General features: G+C 62.8%; 19 protein-coding genes. 6 read left to right on the top strand and 13 right to left on the bottom strand.

Annotated features, from left to right (window positions below):
• The first annotated feature begins 118 nt into the window (after positions 1-118).
• Positions 119-985: an AraC family transcriptional regulator gene (locus BGK68_RS00540; protein WP_075255465.1), complete on the top strand. Its 867-nt coding sequence runs from the start codon at positions 119-121 to the stop codon at positions 983-985.
• 173 nt (positions 986-1,158) lie between these two features.
• The gene (locus tag BGK68_RS00535) at positions 1,159-1,668 is read left to right on the top strand and encodes a response regulator (protein WP_233149213.1); all 510 of its coding nucleotides are present in this window, start codon (positions 1,159-1,161) and stop codon (positions 1,666-1,668) included.
• A 331-nt stretch (positions 1,669-1,999) separates the two neighbouring features.
• Here BGK68_RS00535 and BGK68_RS00530 read toward each other — a convergent pair whose 3' ends face one another.
• Positions 2,000-2,479 carry an Lrp/AsnC family transcriptional regulator gene (locus BGK68_RS00530; protein WP_013235910.1) on the bottom strand — a complete coding sequence of 160 codons (480 nt, stop codon included), beginning with the start codon at positions 2,477-2,479 and terminating at the stop codon, positions 2,000-2,002.
• Positions 2,480-2,795: 316 nt separating this feature from the next.
• Between BGK68_RS00530 and mdeB the strand changes: the two genes are divergently transcribed.
• Both mdeB and BGK68_RS00520 read left to right on the top strand, forming a co-directional pair.
• Positions 2,796-5,486 carry an alpha-ketoglutarate dehydrogenase gene (mdeB, locus tag BGK68_RS00525; RefSeq protein ID WP_075255463.1) on the top strand — a complete coding sequence of 897 codons (2,691 nt, stop codon included), beginning with the start codon at positions 2,796-2,798 and terminating at the stop codon, positions 5,484-5,486.
• Positions 5,487-5,641: 155 nt separating this feature from the next.
• The gene (locus tag BGK68_RS00520; RefSeq protein ID WP_075255462.1) at positions 5,642-6,409 is read left to right on the top strand and encodes an SDR family oxidoreductase; all 768 of its coding nucleotides are present in this window, start codon (positions 5,642-5,644) and stop codon (positions 6,407-6,409) included.
• A gap of 110 nt (positions 6,410-6,519) precedes the next feature.
• On the opposite strand, the gene BGK68_RS00515 is transcribed toward BGK68_RS00520, so the two are convergent.
• From BGK68_RS00515 to BGK68_RS00470, 10 genes are all read right to left on the bottom strand, one after another.
• Positions 6,520-6,933: a helix-turn-helix domain-containing protein gene (locus tag BGK68_RS00515; protein ID WP_233149212.1), complete on the bottom strand. Its 414-nt coding sequence runs from the start codon at positions 6,931-6,933 to the stop codon at positions 6,520-6,522.
• Between the two features lie 60 nt (positions 6,934-6,993).
• Positions 6,994-7,596, bottom strand: coding sequence for a UbiX family flavin prenyltransferase (locus BGK68_RS00510; RefSeq protein ID WP_075255460.1), 603 nt, complete (start codon positions 7,594-7,596; stop codon positions 6,994-6,996).
• Between the two features lie 23 nt (positions 7,597-7,619).
• Positions 7,620-7,931: a Grx4 family monothiol glutaredoxin gene (grxD, locus tag BGK68_RS00505; RefSeq protein WP_013235906.1), complete on the bottom strand. Its 312-nt coding sequence runs from the start codon at positions 7,929-7,931 to the stop codon at positions 7,620-7,622.
• 313 nt (positions 7,932-8,244) lie between these two features.
• Positions 8,245-8,607, bottom strand: a complete 363-nt coding sequence (gene hpf, locus BGK68_RS00500) for a ribosome hibernation-promoting factor, HPF/YfiA family (RefSeq protein WP_048348626.1) — start codon at positions 8,605-8,607, stop codon at positions 8,245-8,247.
• 153 nt (positions 8,608-8,760) lie between these two features.
• Positions 8,761-10,251, bottom strand: coding sequence for an RNA polymerase factor sigma-54 (locus BGK68_RS00495; RefSeq protein WP_075255459.1), 1,491 nt, complete (start codon positions 10,249-10,251; stop codon positions 8,761-8,763).
• 72 nt (positions 10,252-10,323) lie between these two features.
• Positions 10,324-11,067 carry an LPS export ABC transporter ATP-binding protein gene (lptB, locus tag BGK68_RS00490; protein WP_013235903.1) on the bottom strand — a complete coding sequence of 248 codons (744 nt, stop codon included), beginning with the start codon at positions 11,065-11,067 and terminating at the stop codon, positions 10,324-10,326.
• A gap of 1 nt (position 11,068) precedes the next feature.
• Entirely contained in the window at positions 11,069-11,674 is a 606-nt protein-coding gene (lptA, locus tag BGK68_RS00485) for a lipopolysaccharide transport periplasmic protein LptA (RefSeq protein ID WP_075255458.1), read from the bottom strand.
• Between the two features lie 69 nt (positions 11,675-11,743).
• Complete coding sequence (lptC, locus tag BGK68_RS00480; RefSeq protein ID WP_075255457.1) at positions 11,744-12,352, bottom strand: LPS export ABC transporter periplasmic protein LptC; 609 nt, start codon at positions 12,350-12,352, stop codon at positions 11,744-11,746.
• Positions 12,349-12,903, bottom strand: a complete 555-nt coding sequence (locus BGK68_RS00475) for a KdsC family phosphatase (RefSeq protein WP_075255456.1) — start codon at positions 12,901-12,903, stop codon at positions 12,349-12,351. The genes lptC and BGK68_RS00475 overlap by 4 nt, the downstream gene beginning before the upstream one ends.
• The gene (locus BGK68_RS00470; RefSeq protein ID WP_075255455.1) at positions 12,903-13,931 is read right to left on the bottom strand and encodes a KpsF/GutQ family sugar-phosphate isomerase; all 1,029 of its coding nucleotides are present in this window, start codon (positions 13,929-13,931) and stop codon (positions 12,903-12,905) included. The genes BGK68_RS00475 and BGK68_RS00470 overlap by 1 nt, the downstream gene beginning before the upstream one ends.
• 357 nt (positions 13,932-14,288) lie before the next feature.
• Here BGK68_RS00470 and BGK68_RS00465 point away from each other — a divergent pair, with 357 nt between their 5' ends.
• On the top strand, positions 14,289-16,280 hold the full coding sequence (locus tag BGK68_RS00465) for a cation:proton antiporter domain-containing protein (RefSeq protein WP_075255454.1): 1,992 nt from the start codon (positions 14,289-14,291) through the stop codon (positions 16,278-16,280).
• Positions 16,281-16,383: 103 nt separating this feature from the next.
• The gene (locus tag BGK68_RS00460; RefSeq protein WP_075255453.1) at positions 16,384-18,057 is read left to right on the top strand and encodes a methyl-accepting chemotaxis protein; all 1,674 of its coding nucleotides are present in this window, start codon (positions 16,384-16,386) and stop codon (positions 18,055-18,057) included.
• Here the strand turns inward: BGK68_RS00460 and BGK68_RS00455 are convergent.
• Complete coding sequence (locus tag BGK68_RS00455; RefSeq protein WP_075255452.1) at positions 17,985-18,752, bottom strand: phytanoyl-CoA dioxygenase family protein; 768 nt, start codon at positions 18,750-18,752, stop codon at positions 17,985-17,987. The genes BGK68_RS00460 and BGK68_RS00455 overlap by 73 nt on opposite strands.
• A gap of 171 nt (positions 18,753-18,923) precedes the next feature.
• Positions 18,924-21,782, bottom strand: a complete 2,859-nt coding sequence (gene uvrA / locus BGK68_RS00450; RefSeq protein WP_075255451.1) for an excinuclease ABC subunit UvrA — start codon at positions 21,780-21,782, stop codon at positions 18,924-18,926.
• Between the last annotated feature and the right edge of the window lie 167 nt (positions 21,783-21,949).

The raw sequence follows: 21,949 nt of genomic DNA, 5'->3' as shown, positions 1-21,949 counted from the left end.
AACATGACGACCATCACGGCGGCCAGCCCCGGCATCAAGGATGCAGCAGAATGCGCAGTTTCGGTCAGGATTTGTGCCGCCAATTCTTGCACAGTACGTCCCGTGAACCGAGGACACCATGAGTGACGACCGCAAAAAAGCCTATCAAGCTCGATTCGAGCGCGTGCTCGACTATATCGAGGCGCATCTCCATGCATCGCTGGAGGTGGAGCAGTTGGCGGGCGTCGCGTATTTTTCGCGGTTCCATTTCCAGCGGCAGTTTGCCGATTTCACCGGCGTGGGGGTGGCGCGCTACATCCTGCTGATGCGCTTGAAGCATGCCAGCCTGCAACTGGCCTTCCAGCCGCAGCGGCGCATCATCGAGATCGCCCTCGAAGCCGGTTTCGAAAACCCGGAATCCTTTACGCGCGCCTTCAGGGCCGCCTTCGGTCAGTCGCCTTCGCAATTCCGGCGCGCACCGGACTGGCCTTCCTGGCACGAGCGTTTCGTATTCCGCATCCCTGAAAGGAAAGTGGACGTGCAAGTCGACATCACCCAAGTAGAACCCATCCGCATCGCCATGCTGGCCCATCGCGGGCCGGTCAATGCGCTCAATGCCACGGTGGCGCAATTCATCGCCTGGCGCAAGGCGTCGGGCCTGTCGCCGGTGGACCGTTGCCGCACCTTCGGCCTGGCCTGGGACAATCCTGATACCACCCCGCCGGAGCAGTTCCGCTTCGGCATCTGTGGCGAGCTCGAAGGCGATCTGCCGGACAATGTCCAAGGCGTGGTGGAATCGCTGATCCCGGGTGGACGCTGCGCGCGCGTGCGGCACGTCGGCGCGCATGAGCGGCTGGGCGACAGCATCTACCCGCTGTATCGCCAGTGGCTGCCGGAGAGCGGCGAGGAGCTGCGTGATTTTCCGCTCTACTTCCACTATCTCAACCTGCTGCCCGACACGCCCCCGGGCGAGCTGTTGACCGATATCTACCTGCCGCTGAAGTAGGTGCAGGCGCTGCGGACATTGCCCTGGGGGAATTCTGGCGGGGCTCAGGAATTTCCCGATGTCAAGGGAGCGGGCAGTCCTGTAAAACGTTTGCTATTGCCATGCCGAAGCTCGCCATGGCCGTTGCGGTACGACAGGGTTTGCCTAGCAGAATGAATTTCCCCAGCATTGTCATGATCGATCCCAGCCCGGAGGCGGCTGAACTGGCGCGGTTCGCCTTGTGGCGAGCCGGCCTGCATTGCGCTTTCCGCGCTTGCCAGGATGTGGCGACGGCGCGCCGCTGCCTGTTGAGCGGCCGGCGTAGCGGCGATTGCGCCACGCCCAGCCTGATCCTGCTGGAGTCCGACATGGAATGCGGCGATGGCCTGGAACTGTTGCGGGAGTTGCGCGCCAGCAGCCATCTTGCAGAGGCGCCGGTGGTGGTTTTCCCCTCCCATGACACCGATGGCGAACGCGAGGCGCTGGATGCGGGCGCCACGGCCTACCTGCCCAAGCCCATCGATGGCGAGCGCTATGCGCGCTGCGTGGTGGAAATGGTGGAGCGCTGGTGCGATGTCAGCGAGGCTGTCGCGCCGGTGCAGGAAGAGCTTACGCGTGAGGCGTTGGACGGCCTGCCCGGTCATCCGCGCCGTCGCCGCGATGACCTCGTGCCGCCAGGGGGGAAACGCTCGCGTTTATCGTAGGCGCCTTAGTGCTTTACTGACCAGTGCCTACCCACTATCCACTGCGGGCTACCGTTCGACCTGAGTAGCGGCGTAGCCGCGTATCGAAGGCACGCCTGCGTATCTGCTTCAACTACCAGGCTCAAAAGCGCCTTCGATACGGCCCAAGGGCCTACTCAGTCCGAACGGTTTCTGATGATGGTGAGAACAGCTTGTTGGCAAAATCGCCGCTGCCGGCTTATCCGGGGCGGCGATTTTTCTTGGGCGCAACGCGATTCAATGTAATTCAACGTGATTCATTGTTACTCGATGGTACAGGCTCTCATCGTTTACCGCCCAGCATTGCCCATGCTCATCGACGCGTCTTGATCTTGGGCGTGGGCAGGGCGGTCTTGTACTTGATCTGCTTGAGCGCAAAGCTGGAGCGGATATTCTTGATGCCGGGAATCTTGGTCAGGTGATCGACAATGAAATGTTCCAGCGTCAGCAGGTCCGGCACCACGATGCGCAGCAGGTAATCCTCGTCACCGGTCATCAGATAGACTTCCATGACCTCATCGAAGGCGCTCACCGCCGTCTCGAACTGGGCCAGTGCTTCGGCGCCCTGGCGCTCCAGGATCACCTTGACGAAGACGTTGACCTTCAAGCCCAGCAGGTGCGGATCGGCCAGCGCCACGTAGCGCGAGATGATGCCTTCCGATTCCAGGCGCTTGACCCGGGCCAGGGTCGGCGAGGGCGAGAGATTGATGCGGCTGGCCAGCTCCAGATTGCTGATCGAACTGTTCTCCTGAAGAATGTTCAGGATGCGCAAATCGGTGGTATCGAGTTCCATTATCGAAATTTAATTCTGTCAGTTTCAGTTTTACAGCACTGGATGCTGAATATTGTAAGGCAACTTCCTGTTTTAAGTGACTCATGCCGGAGCATCCGGCGTATCGTAGTCCGGTAGTCCCATAGTCCCATCATGCAAGCAAGCCCTCAACCAAGATCAGACCGAAAAGGCGTCGGGCGCTAGGAGACGGATGGCGCGGCCTGTGTTTTACCGGCTTTTTGTCTCTTTGCATAGCAGCGATTGCAGTGGCTGCAGTTTTTGTGCCTACCGCGATGCGCCGGCCCGGCGCGCACAGACAGGAGAACAGGAAGTGGACATGTCCCGCCCCAGTGACAGCGATATTGCGCGCGATATCGACATCGATTCCCAGGAAACCCAGGAGTGGCTGCAAGCCCTGCAAAGCGTGCTGGCCGAGGCGGGGCCGGAACGTGCGCGCTTCCTGCTGTCGCGGCTGTCGGCCGCAGCCCAGCAATGGGGCGTGAACTGGCGCGATGCGCGCAATACCCCTTACGTCAACACCATCCGGCCCGAACAGGAACCGCCTTTCCCCGGTGGCTCCGACGCCCAGGCCATCGAGGAGCGTATCGCCAGCATCATGCGCTGGAACGCGCTGGCCATGGTGGTGCGCGCCAACCGCGCCTATGGCGAACTGGGCGGGCATATCGCCAGCTTTGCCTCGGCCGCGGACCTCTTCGAGGTCGGCTTCAACCATTTCTTCCGCGCCCGCGATGAGCAGTTCGCCGGCGACGTCGTCTATTTCCAGCCGCACTCGGCGCCCGGCATCTATGCGCGGGCCTTCCTCGAAGGCGCATTGAGCGAGGATGACCTGGCCTACTATCGCCGCGAGATCGAGGCCAAGCGGGTGGGACGGCAGGGCTTGTCATCCTATCCTCATCCGTGGCTGATGCCGCAGTTCTGGCAGTTCCCCACCGGCTCCATGGGCATCGGCCCCATCAATGCCATCTACCAGGCGCGTTTCCTGCGCTACATGGAGCATCGCGGCCTGTTGCAGGATCAGGGCCGCAAGGTGTGGGGCGTGTTCGGCGATGGCGAGATGGATGAGCCCGAGTCGCTGGCCGCGCTCTCGCTGGCCTCGCGCGAGAAGCTGGACAATCTCATCTTCGTGGTCAACTGCAATCTGCAGCGTCTGGATGGTCCGGTGCGCGGCAATGGCCATATCGTCGATGAGCTGGAAACCCTCTTTGCCGGGGCTGGCTGGAATGTCATCAAGCTGCTGTGGGGCTCGGACTGGGACGGCCTGTTCGCCCGCGACCAGGACGGCGAGCTGGTCGATGCCCTGAACCGCACGGTGGACGGGCAATTGCAGACCTTCGCCGCCAACGATGGGGCCTTCAACCGCCAGCATTTCTTCGGCCAGACGCCGGGCACGCGCGCCATCGGCGCCACCCTCACCGATGAGGAAATCAATCGCCTGCGCCGGGGCGGCCACGACATGAAAAAGATCTATTCGGCCTATCAGGCTGCGGCCCGGCATCGCGGCCAGCCGACCGTGATCCTGGCGCAGACCAAGAAGGGCTATGGCATGGGCGCGGCCGGTGAAGGCAAGATGACCACGCACCAGCAGAAGAAGCTGGATGAAGAGAGTCTGCTGCAATTCCGCGACCGCTTCAAGCTGCCGCTGAGCGATGAACAGTGCCGTGAGTTGGCCTTCTATAAGCCGGCTGATGACAGTCCCGAGATGAAGCACCTGCACGCGCGCCGCGCCGCCCTGGGCGGTTACCTGCCGCGCCGTCATGCGGGACAGGCGCGACGTGCAGTGCCGCCGCTGGCGGCGCACAGCAAGTTCGCGCTCGAAGCCGATGGCAAGGAGATGTCGTCCACCATGGCGCTGGTGCGCCAGCTCGGCAACCTGTTGAAGGACAAGGACTTCGGCCAGTACGTGGTGCCCATCGTGGCCGATGAGGCGCGTACCTTCGGTATGGCCAACCTGTTCCGCCAGGTCGGCATCTATTCGTCGCAGGGGCAGTTGTATGAGCCGGAAGATATCGGCTCCATCCTCTACTATCGCGAAGCCAAGGATGGCCAGATCCTCGAGGAGGGCATCACTGAAGCCGGAGCGATTTCCTCCTGGACCGCCGCGGCCACTGCCTACTCGGTGCATGGCACGCCGATGCTGCCCTTCTACATCTATTACTCGATGTTCGGTTTCCAGCGCATCGGCGACCTGATCTGGGCGGCAGCGGACCAGCGTGCACGCGGCTTCCTGATCGGCGCCACCTCGGGTCGCACGACCTTGGGCGGCGAGGGCCTGCAGCACCAGGATGGCAACAGCCTGGTGACGGCGGCCTCGATTCCCAACTGTGTTTCTTACGATCCGGCCTATGCGTATGAGCTCGCGGTGATCCTGGATGAGGGCATGCGACGCATGATGGAACGCGGTGATGACGTGTTCTACTACATCACCGTCACCAACGAGAACGAGGCCCAGCCCAGCCTGCCTGAAGGCGTGCAGGACGGCATCCTGCGCGGCCTCTACTGCCTGGCGCGCAAGCCGCAGGCGCAGGCGCGTCTGCTGGGTTCCGGCCCTATCCTCAAGGAAGCCGTGGCCGCGGCAGCGCTGCTGCAACAGCACTGGCAGATCGAGGCCGAGGTCTGGAGCGTGACCAGCTACACCGAACTGGCCCGCGATGGCGTGGCCGCGCAACGTGCGCAGCGGCTGGTGGGGCTGGTGGGCAGCGAGGCGTTGCCGTACGTGACGCAGCAGCTGCAGGGTAGCCCAGCACCGGTCATTGCGGTGAGCGACTATATCCGCACCTTGCCCGAGAGCATCCGCGCCTTCGTGCCGGCGCCGTATGTGACGCTGGGGACGGATGGGTTTGGCCGCAGCGATACGCGGGTGAACCTGCGCGACTTCTTCGAGATCGATGCGCGCTGGATTGCGTATACGGCCTTGTGCGAAGTGTGGGGTGATGATCGTGCGCGGCTGCAAGAAGCAGCGCGTACATTGGGTATCGATACGGCCAAGCCCTTGTCGTCCACGGTGTAGGCCGATAGATGAACAACGGCTGGCCGGATTGAAAATCTCTCATCTGGTCGTGCTGCGTGTTTGCTATAGTGAAAACCGCCTGTGCATCACAGGCGGTTTTTTTATCGCCGTTCGTGATGCACCCCGTCCATGAGCCACATTGAGGAGTACACCCGATGGCAGCACCCCAAGCACCCAAACGCATCGCGCTGGTCACCGGCGCAGGTTCCGGCATTGGCCGGCAGATTACCCTGGCGCTGCTGCGCGAAGGCTACGGCGTGGCCCTGGCCGGCCGCCGCCAGGATGCCCTGGAAGAGACCGTCAGGCTGGCCGGCGAAGACGGCCCCAATGCGCTGGTCGTGGCCGCCGACGTGACCGACCCGGCGTCGGTCAAGCAGCTCTTCGCCAAGACCCGCGAGCGCTTCGGCCGTCTGGACATGCTCTTCAACAATGCCGGCATCTTCGCGCCGCCCGTGTCACTGGAAGAGCTGAGCGTGGAGCAGTGGAAGGCCGCCGTGGACATCAACCTGACCGGCGTCTTCCTGTGCACCCAGGAAGCCTTCCGCATCATGAAGGAGCAGTCGCCACGCGGTGGCCGCATCATCAACAATGGTTCCATCTCGGCGCATGCACCGCGTCCGTTCTCGGCTTCCTATACCGCGACCAAGCACGCCATCACCGGCCTGACCAAGGCCACTTCGCTGGATGGCCGCGCCTACGATATCGCCTGTGGGCAGATCGATATCGGCAATGCCTCCACCGACATGACCACGCTGATGAAGAAGGGCACGCTGCAGGCCGACGGCTCCACCAAGGTCGAGCCGACCATGGATGCCGAACATGTGGCCCGCGCCATCCTCTACATGGATAGTCTGCCGCTGGAGGCCAATGTGCAGTTCATGACGGTGATGGCGACCAAGATGCCCTATATCGGGCGTGGTTGATGGGACTTGATGAGGCTTGATGGCGCTTGCCATTGCCAGATGAACAGATGGCCGCAGTGACGAGCTGTGGCCATTGGCATGGAGGGATGAAGAACAGGAACCGGTGCTGGCTAGTCGATGAAGACTGCAGGCCCCACGCCGAAGCGCTCGGCCAGTGCCTTGACCTGGCGCAGGTTCAGTTCGCGCTTGCCACGCAGGATTTCGGAGACCACGCCTTGCGAGCCGATCTCGGGCAGATCGGATTGGGTCAGCTGATGTTGCTCCATCAGGAACTGCAGAACCTGCACCGGTGAGACCTGCTTCAGCGGAAAATGCTTGTCATCGTATTCGGCGATGAGGCTACCGAGGGTGTCGACCAAGTCCGCAAGGGGATGGCCTTCATTGCTGGCGCCGGCATCGAGCAACTGGTTCAGCGTGACGACGGCGCGGTCATAGTCATCATCGGTACGGATCGGTCGCAGCGGAATGAGGGACGACAATGCCGCAAAGTGCGAGGTGATGTCGTCCATCACATGCTTTTCCATCAAGGCTTCCATTTGTCCATGGTTGAGGAGATGCAGCAATGGCCTCAGGCCCAGAGCGTTTCAGTCCGCTCCACCTTTCATGCCCTGCCACTCCGGCGTAAGCTGCATGGAGATCCCGAACATGTCCAGCACGCGTCCCAGCGTATGGTCCACCATCTCTTCCATGGAAGCCGGGCGCTGGTAGAAGCCGGGCAGGGGCGGGAAGATCACGCCGCCCATCTCGGTGACGGCGGTCATGTTGCGCAGGTGGGCCAGGTTGAAGGGGGTCTCGCGCACCATCAGGACCAGGCGGCGGCGTTCCTTGAGCACCACATCGGCCGCGCGGGTGATGAGGTTGTCGGACAGGCCATGCGCCACGGCCGCCAGGGTCTTCATCGAACAGGGCGCCACCACCATGCCGGTGGAAGCGAAGGAACCGCTGGCGATGCAGGCACCCACATCACGCACGTTGTGCACCACATCGGCCAGCGCTTCCACATCCCTGCGCCGCATGTCCAGCTCCTGGTGGAGATTGAGCACGCCGGCTTCGGAGACCATCAGATGCGTTTCGATCTGGCCATGCTTGCGCAGGTGTTCCAGCAAGCGCACGCCATAGATGGCGCCGGTCGCGCCGGTGATGGCGACGATCAGGCGCTGGCGCGGCTGGCTGGAAGAAACGCTCACGGGAGCTTCAGGCGCGAAAAAGATCAGCCCTTGATCAGGGTCTGCAGTTCGCCCGAGGCGTACATCTCGCTCATGATGTCGGAGCCGCCGACGAATTCACCCTTGATGTACAGCTGGGGAATGGTGGGCCAGTTCGAGTACTCCTTGATGCCCTGGCGCACGTCCGGGCTTTCCAGCACGTTCACGGTGACGATGTTCTCGGCGCCGCTGGCCTTGAGCAGCTGGATGGCCTTGCCCGAAAAGCCGCATTGCGGGAATTGCGCAGTGCCCTTCATGAACAGCACGACAGGGTTTTGGGTCACGGTTTCTTTGATCCAGGATTGGACGTCGCTCATGGCTATGCCTTTAAAAATGGGATTGCCGACATTATAGGGAAAAGCCGTCGCGCGCGTTGGAGTCGGACGGGCGACTTGTCTTGCGTTTGCGGAAATATTGTTTTCGGGAAATGCTTTATATCAAATCATTTTCCTGATCCGAAGGGCTGTGGAAAAGATAAGGCCGCCATCTGCTTCTTCAAGCCGGTCCCATGGATGAGGGAAATTATTTATATCCTATGCGGATTTTCTGCCGGGAAATGACCGCCGGTGCGAAGAAATGAAAAAGGGCGCTTGCGCGCCCTTTGCTCATGAAAGGTTGAAGATCAGGGCATCATGCCGCGCCGGCGACCGCGTCGTCCGGGGCTTCTTCAGGCAGGCGCTTGGCCATGGAGTGATGTTCCTGCAACTTGTCCTTGTGCTTGATGACCTGGCGATCGAGCTTGTCGATCAGCGCATCGATGGCTGCATAGAGGTCGTGCGCAATGCTTTCCGCATGTAGATCCTTCCCCTTGATGTGGACGTTGATTTCCGCTTTTTGGCGCTTTTCCTTTTCTGTGAGTTTATCTACGCTCAGGATCACGCTGACGTCGATCACGTTGTCGAAATGGCGCTTGATACGGGCCAGCTTGCTTTGCACGTATTCCCGGATGGCGGGGGTCAGTTCGAGGTGGTGTCCACTGATGGTCAGATTCATACAAGACTCCTATCGTGAAGTCACTGGAGGTTCGTGCAATTCATCCTTGCTGCAGCTGTACCACGGGCACGGTCTTCGTGTCCGATGGCATGGGCATCAGCGGGATGCTTGCCGGAACACAGCAACGGTACTACAGAAAAACTGAGGAAAAACTCAGAGGGACTTGCGGAGATTGACTGGCGGAATCTTCAACACTTCGCGGTATTTGGCGACTGTGCGTCGCGCGACCACCATGCCTTGTTCTGCCAGCATATCCGCAATCTTGCTATCGGATAATGGGGTCTGCGGGTTTTCGGCTCCTATCAACTGTTTGATCAGCGCCCGTATCGCGGTGGAGGAAGCTTCGCCTCCGGTTTCAGTCGCGACGTGGCTACCGAAGAAGTACTTCAACTCAAACATGCCATGCGGTGTGAGCATGTATTTCTGAGTTGTCACGCGAGAGATAGTGCTCTCGTGTAGACCCAGTGTATCAGCAATTTCACGTAGCACAAGGGGGCGCATGGCGACTGCCCCATGTGAAAAGAAGTTTCTTTGACGTTCCACAATAGCCTGCGCGACGCGCAAAATTGTATCGAAACGTTGCCGCATGTTCTTGATGAGCCACTTGGCTTCCTGCAACTGCGAAGACAGCGATCCCTCGCCCTTGGCCTGCTTGAGCGCGCTGGCATACATGGCGTTGACGCGCAGCTTGGGCATGACTTCATGGTTGAGCATGACCTGCCAGCCATTCTTTGTCTGTTTGACAATCACGTCCGGCACGACATAGTCCGAGGCATCGCGGGCGAATTCCGCGCCGGGGTGCGGACGGCACTGGCGGATCACGGCCTGCGCTTCACGCAGGTCTTCGTCGTCGCAATCGAGCGCCTTCTTGATCTTGTTGAAGTCGCGTTGCGCAAACAGCGGCAGGTAATCTTCCACGATCTTCAGCGCCAGCCGGCGCGTGACGAAGGGCACCTTGGGCAGGCGGCGGATCTGCAGGGCCAGGCATTCGCCGGCGCTGCGCGCCCCTACGCCTGCCGGATCCAGGCTTTGCAGCAGCTTCAGTGAAATGGAGAGCTCTTCCAGGTCCACGCCCAGCTCTTCGGGCAGGCGCGCGAGGATGTCTTCCAGCGGCTCTTCCAGATAGCCGCTGTCGTCCAGCGCATCGGTGAGCAGTTCCAGTAGGGCGCGGTCGCGTTGCGTGCGCGCGGTGACGCGGATCTGCTCCAGCAGATGTTCGCGCAGCGTGATCTCGTGGGCTTCCAGTTGGGGACGGGCGTCTTCGTCATCGGGCGACTTGCCGCTGCGGGCCACATCGTCGAAGCTCCAGTCGGAGTCGCCGCTCACGCCCTCGGGGGCGGTGTCCTGGTACTCGAAACTGGATTCGCCATCGGCCGCTGCGGGCGCGGCTTCGCTGCTGGCTTCACTGCCGGTGGTCTCGCTCACGCCGCTTGAGGGCGCGGAAGAGACGGCGCCATCGGCCAGCAGGCGCACCGAATTGTCGAGCGCATCGTCCAGGCGTTCCAGCAGGGGATTGTCGCTCAGTATCTGCTCCAGCTCCTGGTGCAATTCCAGCGTCGACAGTTGCAGCAGTCTGATCGACTGCTGCAATTGCGGCGTCAATGCGAGATGCTGCGAGGTACGTAACTGGAGCGACTGTTTCATCTTTCTTTCTGGAAGCGGCGTGGCCCGCTGGTTGCAATGCCGGTGTGCTGGTCGGTTGCGCCTGTGCCTGGGTTACATGCGGAAGTGCTCGCCCAGATAAACGCGGCGCACTGATTCGTTGGCGATGATCTCTTCCGGGTTGCCGCTGGCCAGCACGGTGCCCTGGTTGATGATGTAGGCGCGATCGCAGATGCCCAGGGTCTCGCGCACATTGTGGTCGGTGATGAGTACGCCGATGCCGCGTTCCTTGAGGAAGCGCACGATGCGCTGGATCTCGATCACGGCAATCGGGTCGATACCGGCAAAGGGTTCATCCAGCAGCACGAAGCGCGGATCGGTGGCCAGTGCGCGGGCGATCTCGACGCGCCGGCGTTCACCGCCCGACAACGACAGGGCCTGGCTCTCGCGCAGCTTCTCGATCTGCAATTCGTGCAGCAGGTTGTTCAGGCGCCCTTCGATCTCGTCGCGGGAGAGCGGCTTGCCGTCTTCCTGGCGCAGTTCCAGCACGGCGCGGATATTGTCCTCCACGGTCAGCTTGCGAAATACCGAGGCTTCCTGCGGCAGGTAGGACAAGCCCAGCGTGGCGCGCTTGTGGATGGCCAGGCGCGAGATGGGTTCTCCGTCCAGATCGATTTCGCCACCATCGGAAGGCACCAGGCCGACGATCATGTAGAACGAGGTCGTCTTGCCAGCGCCGTTGGGACCGAGCAGGCCGACCACTTCGCCGCTGCGCACCTCCATGGAAACGTCGCGCACCACCTGGCGCGCGCCATAGCTTTTCTTCAGGCCGCGCACGACCAGCGAGCTTGCTGCCATCTTACTGATCCTTTCCGGGCTGGGTGGGCTGCGGGGTGGCAGGCTGAGCGGGCTGGCCCGGCTGCGCCGGCGGCGCATTGCGCGGCTGGATCACGGCGGTGATGCGGCCCGCGCCCGGCTTGCTCTGGCCGCTGGCGGTGTTGTTGACCGAATAGAATTCGGCGCGACTGTCGTAGGAGATGAATTCGCCATTGACTTCGTCGGTGATGCGCTTGCCATCCATGCGCTGGATATGGGCGCGCTGGAACAGCTTGGAGACTTCGGTCTGCTCCGAGTATTCGATGCGTTCGGCCTGGCCTTCGATCCACAGGTCGGGGCCGCCGTCACGCTTCTGGCGGAAGGTCGCCAGCGATCCGGGGGCGGCGTAGAGCACGGCGTTTTCATAACCGTACTGGTCGGTGGTGAGCACCACGCGGCCGGCCTTGATGATGAGGGTGCCGCGGGTCATGACGACGTTGCCGGTGAAGGTCTTCACCTGGCGCACGTCATCGTAGACCATCTGGTCGGCTTCGATGTTGGTGGGCTTGGTGGTGTCGGCCTTCTCGGCGCGCGCCACGCCACTGAGGGCAGCCAGCATCAGCAGCGGAAGTAGGAATGAGCGTTTCATAAAATCCTGTCTGGTCGGGTCTTGGCGTTATTGTTCTGACGGAATATCGGGGGGCGCGAATCGGTGTTATCAGCGTTTCTTCGGGGTCGGTTCGTAGTAGCCGCGCACATTGCCGAACAGCTGCACCACCTGGGTCGCATTGTTGGCCACCATGCCGACCCCGTTGAGGCGGGTCGTGCCCATGGTCATGGCCACCGGCTTGTCGGTCTTGACGATCTCGTCGTCCGGCAACAGCAGCAGGTAGTCCGAGACCACCCGCATCTGTTCGCGCCCCTTGTAGGGCGCGCGGATGGCGTTGGCGTTGCCGTACATATGGATCTGGGTCTGCTCATCGGTGACGCGCGCGGTATCGGAATAGAGCTCCATGGGTGGCTTGCCCTGATCCAGATTGTGGACCACCGGCTTGGTGATCTCGAAGGAATCGTCGGTCGGGTAGTGCACCATCTTCACGCCCGACATGTCGTAGCGCGGCAGGCCGTTCGGCCCCATTTTCACGTAGCTGAAGTTTTCCAGGTAATAGTCGGGCTTGCCGCGCGGACGTTGCGCGGCCTGCTGGTCGCCCGCCGCGCGCATGGATTGCAACACCCACACGCTGCCCAGGGCAGCGCCGATGAGCAGCACCAGGATCACGCCGATGCGGATGCGGTCGGCCGCACGTTCGCCGCTGCGCCCGCTCATGCCAGGTACGGCGCCAGCGCCGCCTCGTAATTGCCCTGCGCGGCCAGCACCAGGTCGCAGATCTCGCGCACGGCGCCATTGCCGCCGCTGGCCTGAGTCACGTAGTGACTGCGCAGCTTGACCTCGCGGTGGCCATTGGCCACGCAAGCCTTGAAGCCCACCCGCGTGAGCACCGGCAGGTCGATCACGTCGTCGCCGAGATAGCCGCATACACTGGCGTCGAGGCCGGTGTGCTGCAATAGCTGTTCGAAGGCCTGGCGCTTGTCATGCACGCCCTGGAATACATGGGCGATACCCAGATCGCGCGCGCGCCGCAGCACATAGGGCGACTGGCGCGCGGTGATGATGGCTGCGGCCGTGCCGAACTGCTGCATCATCTTGATGCCATGGCCATCGAGCGCGTTGAAGCGCTTGAAGGCCTCGCCTTCTTCGCCATAGAACAGACCGCCGTCAGTGAGCACGCCATCGACGTCGAAGATCATCAGGTGGATACCGGCGGCCTTCTCGAGGGCGGCTGCCGGCAGGGTGCTGGCGAAGGAGGGCGCGGTCATCAGATCACCTTGGCGCGGGTCAGGTCATGGATATGCAGGGCGCCGGTCAGCACGCCCTGGGCATCGGTGACCAGCAACTGGTTGATGCGGAATTCTTCCATCAGCTGCACTGCGTCCACGGCCAACTGGTCCTGGTTCACGGTGCGTGGATTGGCGTGCATGATCTCGGCAATGCGGAACTGGCTGAAGTCCTGGCCGCGTTCGAGCAGGCGGCGCAGGTCACCATCGGTGAACACGCCGATGGGGCGGAAGTCCGCATCCACCACGGCGGTCATGGCCATGCCCTTGCGCGTGATCTCCATGAGCGCCTGCGACAGCGAGACGTCCGGGCTGACCGCCGGAATGGCGTCGCCGCTGCGCATGACGTCGCGCACATGGGTGAGCAGGCGGCGACCCAGCGCGCCACCCGGGTGGGAGCGGGCAAAATCTTCTTCCAGGAAGCCGCGCGCATCCAACAGCGAGACCGCCAGCGCATCGCCCATGGCCAGCGTGGCCGTGGTGCTGGCGGTGGGAGCCAGGTTGAGGGTACAGGCTTCCTTGTCCACGCCCACGTTCAGATGCACGTTGGCTATGCGCGCCAGGCTGGAATGGTCGTTGCCGGTCATGGCGATGATCACCGCGCCCATGCGCTTGACGATGGGCATGATGGCCATGAGTTCGCCCGTTTCCCCGGAATTGGAGATGGCGATGAACACATCATTGGGCGTGACCATGCCCAGGTCGCCATGGGCAGCCTCGGCCGGATGCATGAACAGCGAGGGCGTGCCGGTCGAGGCCAGGGTGGCGGCGATCTTGCGGGCGATATGGCCGGATTTGCCGATGCCCGAGACAACGGCGCGGCCATTGCACTGCAGCAACAGGTGAACGGCCTGGGCCAGCGGTTCGCTGGCGTCGTCGCCAAGGCGGTTCTTCAGGGCCAGGATGGCATCGGCTTCGATCTGCAGGGTCTGGCGCGCCAGTTCGATGGCGCGGCGGGCGGCCTCGGCCGAAAAAGATGCAGGCGTGGTTTTGTCATCGGTTACACTCATAACCGAAGTATAAACGAATTAGCAAAGCAAAAAACTTGCCAGACAACTGGCCAGATGTAAGGAAATGCTGACATGCGAGTCCGTGGCACCCCGCCGCATCGCAGCGCAGCAGCGCGCCACCGGGGATTGCCGGCCATTGGAAGCGGTGGATGACGACCGTGCCGAGGCCGTCCGGAAGGCGTTGCGAAAATGACGGCTACCCAATGGTTGCATGAAGCAATATGCTTCCGACCTGGACTGGCGATGAAGTAAAGCGCTTCATCCCGGTGCGTGCCGCCGGCAGCCGCAAGGGGGGGGGCGATGGCGGCCGTGCAACAGTCAAAATAATTATCATCGTTACAAGAAACTGAACCAGACATGTTTTCCGGACTGGAACTGACCTTATTCCTGCTGGCTGCCGCGGTGCTCGGCGTGGTGGCCTTCCGCATGATGCAATTGCCGCCGATGCTGGGGTACCTGGTGGTGGGCATCGTCATCGGTCCGCACGGCCTGGGCTTTGCCGAGGACAATGAAACCACCCACGCCCTGGGCGAGTTCGGCGTGGTGTTCCTGATGTTCTCCATCGGCCTGGAGTTTTCGCTGGCCAAGCTCTCGGCCATGCGCCACATCGTCTTCGGACTGGGCGTGGCGCAGGTGGCCACCACGATTGCGGCCACCATGGTGCTGGGATGGGGCGCGGCGACCTTCCTGCCGCAGTTCTTCAATATCAGCTGGCAGGCCGCTTTTGCCCTGGGCGGCGCGCTGACCATGTCGTCCACGGCCATCGTCTCCAAGCTGCTCACCGAACGGCTGGAGCTGGAGACCGAGCACGGTCGCCGCATCCTGGGCGTGCTGCTGTTCCAGGACCTGGCCCTGGTGCCGCTGTTGATCGTGGTGCCAGCGCTGGCCAACGAGTCCGGCAACATCATGGTCACGCTGGGCTGGGCCGCAGCCAAGGCCCTGGTGGTGCTGGCGCTGCTGCTGTTCTTCGGCAGCAAGCTCATGCGCGGCTGGTTCCGCATCGTGGTCAAGCGCCGCTCGCAGGAACTGTTCATGCTCAACCTGCTGCTCATCACCCTGGGCGCGGCGTGGATCACCGAAAAGGCCGGTCTGTCGCTGGCGCTGGGCGCCTTCATCGCCGGCATGCTCATTTCCGAGACCGAGTTCAAGCACCAGGTGGAAGAAGACATCAAGTCCTTCCGCGATGTGCTGCTGGGACTGTTCTTCATCACCATCGGCATGCTGCTCAACGTGCGCACCGTGATCGACCACTGGTTCCTGGTGCTGTTGCTGCTGACCGGACCGGTCTTGCTGAAGTTCGGCCTGATCGCGGCGCTGGCGCGGCTGTTCGGGTCCACGCCCGGGGTGGCGCTGCGGGTCGGCCTGGGGCTGGCGCAGGCGGGCGAGTTCGGCTTCGTGCTGCTGAGCCAGGCGGGCGGCCTCAAGCTGGTCGATCCCATGCTCATCCAGGTGATCCTGGCGGCGATGGTGCTGTCCATGCTGGCCACGCCCTTCATCCTGGCCAAGTCCGACGCCATCGTCATGAAGTTCTCGGCCAATGAATGGATGCTGCAATCGCTGGCCCTCACGCAACTGGCCACGCGCACCATGGGGGTCCAGAAGCACGTGATCATCGCCGGTTTCGGCCGCAGCGGCCAGAGCCTGGCGCGCCTGCTGGAAGAGGAAGGCATCGCCTACCACGCCCTCGAGATGGACCCCGAGCTGGTGCAGGACGCCCGCAATGGCGGGGCCAATGTCTCCTATGGCGACGCCGCCCGCCGCGAGAGCCTGGTGGCCGCCGGCATCCACCGCGCTGCTGCGCTGGTGGTGACCTATGCCAGCACGCCCTCGGCGCTGAAGGTCTTGCACCATGCCGCCGAACTGGAGCCGGAACTGCCAGTGATCGTGCGCAGCCACGATGATGCCGATCTGGAAAAGCTGCTCGCTGCCGGCGCCACCGAAGTCGTCCCCGAGGCGCTCGAAGGCAGCCTGATGCTGGCCTCGCATGCGCTGGTGATGCTGGGCGTGCCGCTGCGGCGGGTGGTGCATCGGGTGCAGGAGGCGCGTGACGAGCGCTATGCCTCCCTGCGCGGCTACTTCCACGGCATGTCCGATGGCGAGGCCGACGGCGTCGGCATGAACGTGCGCTTGCAGGCGGTGACCCTGATCGGTGGCGCCAGCGCGCTGGGCCACACCCTGGCCGAGATCGACCTGGGCGCGCACTGCGGCGCCGAAGTGGCCAGCCTGCGGCGCAACAAGCAGCGTATCGAACCACCTGAAGAGGCCGTCTTGATGGCCGGCGACATCGTGGTGTTGCGCGGCAGTTCGGAAAGCCTGCTGCGTGCCGAGAAACGCCTGCTGAGCAAATAGCCGACAGCGTCGCCCCGTCAGGATGGGTCAGCAAATGTCAGCAAGCTTTCCGCGCCCTTGAGTAATACTCCTTTGGTCATCCATGTCACGACCATAGGAGAGGGTGTTGAACAAACTGTCGATCAAGATTCGGCTGATCCTGGCGATCAGCTTTCTGACCATCATGCTGCTTGCCTCAGGTATCGTCGGTCTGGTCTCGCTCCATTCCACCAACGAGCAGATGCGTTCGCTCTATGAGGACCGGCTGGTTGCCTATTCCTATCTGGAAAAGATCGATGCTACCCTCGAGTCGGCCCGCTCCGGCATCTACGGCATCATCACGCTGGACTCCAGCGAGGGCTGGGATCCCAACGAGATCGACCGGCGCCTGGACCTCATCGTCAAGAACCTGGCGACGGCAGAGCCAGTCATCAGGAGCTACCAGGCCACCTACTTGACGCCGGAAGAGTCCACCCTGGTCGAGCGTCTGCTCAAGCAACGCCAGCACTATGCCGACGAAGGCGTGATGCCGGCGGTGGAGTCCTTGCGCAAGCGCAGCTTCCAGGGTGCTGACGATATCTACGCTGGTGCCATGCGCAAGCAGTGGGAGGCCGTCCATCAGACCTTGGCCGAACTGAAGGAACTGCAGATCCGCGTAGGACACGAACTCTACGAGCACGAACAGCAACACTACCGGCAACTGATCCTGATGGCCTTGCTCGCCATGGGCGCAGGCCTGATCGTGGCCGTGCTGGAAGCCTTCCTGCTGGTGCGGGCCATCTCCCAGCCGCTCACCCAGGCTGTGGGTATTGCCCAGGCGGTGGCCGGCGGCGACCTGAGTCGGCAAATCGAGGTGCACAGCCAGGACGAAACCGGCCAGCTGATGCAGGCGCTCAAGGACATGACCCAGCGGCTGTACCAGATCGTGGCCGTGGTACGGCAAGGCACCGAGACCATCACCACGGCGTCCAAGGAAATCACCAGCGGCAACCTCGACCTGTCAGCCCGCACCGAGCAGCAGGCCGGTTCGCTGGAAGAGACTGCCTCGGCCATGGCGCAACTGACCTCCACGGTGAAGCAGAATGCCGACAATGCCAGCCAGGCCAATCAACTGGCGGCATCGGCCTCGGAGGTGGCGGTGCGCGGCGGCGAGGTGGTGCGCCAGGTGGTCGATACGATGACCTCGATCAACCAGTCGTCCACGCGCATCGTCGATATCATCGGAGTGATCGATGGCATCGCCTTCCAGACCAATATCCTGGCGCTCAACGCCGCCGTGGAAGCGGCCCGGGCGGGTGAACAAGGGCGCGGTTTCGCAGTGGTCGCGGCCGAAGTGCGTTCACTGGCCCAGCGCGCGGCCTCGGCAGCGCGCGAGATCAAGGACCTGATCGACGATTCGGTGGAAAAGGTCGGCAAGGGCAGCGCCCTGGTGGACCAGGCCGGGCAGACCATGGAAGAAGTGGTGACGGCAGTGCGCAAGGTCACTGACATGGTCGGCGAGATCAGCTCGGCCAGCCAGGAGCAGAGCCAGGGTATCCAGGAGATCGACCGCGCCATCGTGCTCATGGACAGCTCGACCCAGCAGAATGCCGCCCTGGTGGAGCAGGCCGCTGCGGCCGCACGTGCACTGGAAGATCAGGCCGAGAAGCTCAGTGTGGCCATGAGCGCATTCCGGCTGGGCAGCGCTCACAGCGTTGAGCGCCTGGGCGCGCCGCCCGTGGCCGGTCAGTCCTCCAGCGGCAAGTCTTCGGAAGCTGCCGAACGGGTGCCGGCCAGCGGAGGATTGCTCGCGCCGTGATAGGCGAACACGGCTGAACACTTGACCTGGTCGCTATCGTTGCGGCCAGCCGCGTGGAACAGACCGCTATGGAACAGCACCACGTCGCCCGGCTCCAGCGACAGTGCGATGCCCTGCGCGAACAGGGCCTGGTTGGCTGCCACATCGGGCCGCAGGAAGTCCAGTTCATCCATCTGCTCCGGCTGCAGCTTGAGCTTGTGCGAGCCGGGGATGAACTTGAGTGCACCGTTTTCCGGCGTTTCCGCACCCAGCGCCAGCCACACCGAAATCAGTTCATTGCGCGGGAAGGACCAGTAACGGATGTCCCGATGCCAGCCAGTGGCCGTGCCAAAGGCGGGGTGCTTGGTCATGACGCAGTTGTGGTGCGCCAGCGTGATGCAGACCGGCTCTTCGAACAACTGGTGCAGGATGGCGACCAGTTCGCGGCTGCCGGCCCATTCACGGTAGACCGGATCGCGCTGCCAGGCCGCGCGCAGCCGCCGGGCGGTGCGGCCACCCTCGGCCTCCAGCGACGCGGGCGCGCCTTCGTAGCCGACCTCGGCTTCGTATTCCAGGGGCGCAACGGCGCGTTGCAGGTGGTCCCGGGTGACGGCAAGCATGCGCTCGCGCAGATCGGCAGGGACCATGCCCTTGAGCAGGAGGTAGCCTTGTTCGCGGAAGAAGGCGACCTGGGTGGGTGAGAGCGGCTTGGACATGGAAGACTTTCGGGGTTGCACGGCAGCCCCCTCCTGGTGGACGGGACGGCCTTCATTGTGCGCCGGATGGCGGCCAGGTGCATGACTGTATGCCATGGCCGGCGCCGCGCAAGATACAGATGCAGGCAAAATCTGTATCGTTTGCGCACGCGCAAGTCCGGACTTCTTTTTTTATTTCGACTTCTTCTTCAACAGCGGCGCAAGATACTTGCCGGTGACGCTGGCCGGATTCTTCGCCACGTCCTCGGGCGTGCCGGCGGCGACGATGCGACCGCCGCCCGCGCCGCCCTCGGGACCGAGGTCGATGATCCAGTCGGCCGTCTTGATGACATCCAGGTTGTGCTCGATGATGGTGACCGTATTGCCCTGGTCGCGCAGGCGGTGGATCACCTTGAGCAGCAGGTCGATATCGTGGAAGTGCAGGCCGGTGGTCGGCTCATCCAGGATATAGAGCGTGCGGCCGGTATCGCGCTTGGACAGCTCCAGCGACAGCTTCACGCGCTGCGCCTCGCCGCCCGAGAGGGTGGTGGCGCTCTGGCCCAGCTTGATATAGCCCAGGCCCACATCCAGCAGCGTCTGCAGCTTGCGGGCGATCAGCGGCACGGGTTTGAAGAACTCGTGCGCGTCTTCCACCGTCATGTCGAGGATCTCGGTGATGTTCTTGCCCTTGTACTGCACTTCCAGCGTTTCGCGGTTGTAGCGCTTGCCGTGGCAGACGTCGCAAGGCACGTACACGTCCGGCAGGAAGTGCATTTCCACCTTGATCACGCCATCGCCCTGGCAGGCTTCGCAGCGGCCGCCCTTGACGTTGAAGGAGAAGCGTCCGGCGCTGTAGCCGCGTTCCTTGGCCATGGGCACGGTGGCGAACAGGTCGCGGATCGGCGTGAACAGGCCCGTGTAGGTGGCCGGGTTGGAGCGCGGGGTGCGGCCGATCGGGGCCTGGTCCACGGCGATGACCTTGTCGAAGTGCTCCAGTCCGCCGATGGCTTCATGCGCGGCCGGTTCGGTCTGCGAGCCGTAGAGGTGGCGCGCCGCCGACAGGTACAGGGTGTCGTTGACCAGCGTCGACTTGCCCGAGCCGGACACGCCGGTCACGCAGGTCAAGAGGCCCACCGGCAGTTCCAGATCAACGTTCTTGAGGTTGTTGCCGGTCGCGCCGCTGATGGTCAGCATGCGCGACTCGTCGCAGGGCGTGCGCTTCTTGGGTACGGCGATTTCCAGCGAACCGTTGAGGTACTTGGCGGTCAGCGACTTCTTGTTCTTGAGGATGTCCGCCAGCGGACCATGGGCGATCACGTCGCCGCCATGCACGCCGGCGCCGATGCCCATGTCCACCACGTAGTCGGCGGTGCGGATGGCGTCTTCATCGTGTTCCACCACCAGCACGGTGTTGCCGATGTCGCGCAGGTGCTTCAGGGTATCGATCAAGCGGTCGTTGTCGCGCTGGTGCAGGCCGATGGACGGTTCGTCCAGCACATACATCACACCGGTCAGGCCCGAGCCGATCTGCGAGGCCAGGCGGATGCGCTGGGCTTCACCGCCCGAGAGCGTATCGGCGCTGCGTTCCAGCGAGAGATAGTCAAGGCCGACGTTGTTGAGGAAGGTCAGGCGCGAGACGATTTCCTTGATGATGCGGTCGGCGATTTCCTTCTTGGCGCCGGTCAGCTTCAGGGTCTCGAAGAAGGACAGGGTCTCGCGCAGGGGCGTGGCAGCGACTTCGTAGATGGCACGCTGCTGCTTGCCGCTGCCCACCTTCACATAGCGCGCTTCCACGCGCAGGCGCGCGCCGTGGCAGGACGGGCATTGCTTCTCGTTGATGAACTTGGCCAGCTCTTCCTTGACCGCCATCGAATCGGTTTCGCGATAGCGGCGCTGCAGGTTGTTGACCACGCCTTCGAAGGTGTGCTCCTTGACCACGGTGCGGCCACGCTCATTGACGTAGGCAAATGGAATGGTCTGGCGGCCGGAGCCATAGAGCACGGCTTGCTGGGCCTTGTCGTCGAGCTGCTCGAAAGGCACATCGAGGTCGAAGCCGTAGTAGGCGGCGATGCTGGTCAACATCTGGAAGTAGAACTGGTTGCGACGATCCCAGCCCTTGATCGCGCCCGAGGCCAGCGACAGGTTGGGAAAAGCCACGATGCGTTTGGGATCGAAGAACTCGATATGGCCCAGGCCATCGCATTCCGGGCAGGCGCCCATGGGGTTGTTGAAGGAGAACAGGCGCGGCTCCAGCTCCTGCAGCGAATAGCCGCAGATGGGGCAGGCGAACTTGTTGGAATAGAGGTGTTCCTTGCCGCTGTCCATCTCCAGCGCAATGGCGCGGCCATCGGCCAGGCGCAGCGCGGTCTCGAAGCTCTCGGCCAGGCGCTGCTTGATCTCCGCCTTGACCTTGACGCGGTCGATGACCACGTCGATGGTGTGCTTCTCGGTCTTCTTCAGCTTGGGCAGGTCGTCGACCTCATACACCTTGGCCGTGCCGGTGCCGCTCTGGATGCGGAAGCGCACGAAGCCCTGGGCCTGCATCTCCTCGAACAGGTCGGCATGCTCGCCCTTGCGGTTGGCCACCACGGGCGCCATGATCATCAGCTTGGTGTCTTCCGGTAGCGCCAGCACGGCATCGACCATCTGCGAGACCGATTGCGCCTCCAGCGGATGTTCGGGGTGGTCCGGGCAATAGGGCGTGCCGACGCGGGCGTACAGCAGTCGCAGGTAGTCGTGGATCTCGGTGACCGTGCCCACGGTGGAGCGCGGATTGTGCGAGGTCGCCTTCTGCTCGATGGAAATCGCCGGGGAGAGGCCCTCGATCATGTCCACATCGGGCTTTTCCATCAGCTGCAGGAACTGCCGCGCATAGGCCGACAGCGACTCCACGTAGCGGCGCTGACCCTCGGCATAGAGCGTATCGAAGGCCAGCGATGACTTGCCCGAACCGGACAGCCCGGTGATGACGATGAGCTTGTTGCGGGGGAGGTCTAGGTTGATATTCTTGAGGTTATGCGTGCGCGCGCCGCGAATGCGAATTTCTTCCATGGATGCCTTCAGCTAGGGGGTTTCCTGCCGCCGCGTGGAATGACGCCTTGCGCGGAGCAGCGGTGGGACAACATGTAACTATAACAGGACTGGGCAGGGCCGACAGGCGCGGCCACAGTGGCAGAAATCCCATGTGGGAACGGCAGTCAAAAATGAAAGCACAGCCA

The sequence above is a fragment of the Herbaspirillum camelliae genome (genome assembly GCF_001929405.1).
In the GTDB taxonomy this organism is placed as follows: domain Bacteria; phylum Pseudomonadota; class Gammaproteobacteria; order Burkholderiales; family Burkholderiaceae_D; genus Herbaspirillum; species Herbaspirillum seropedicae.
Note: the sequence above shows the minus strand (reverse complement) of the source record. Positions and strands in the feature narration are given on the sequence as shown.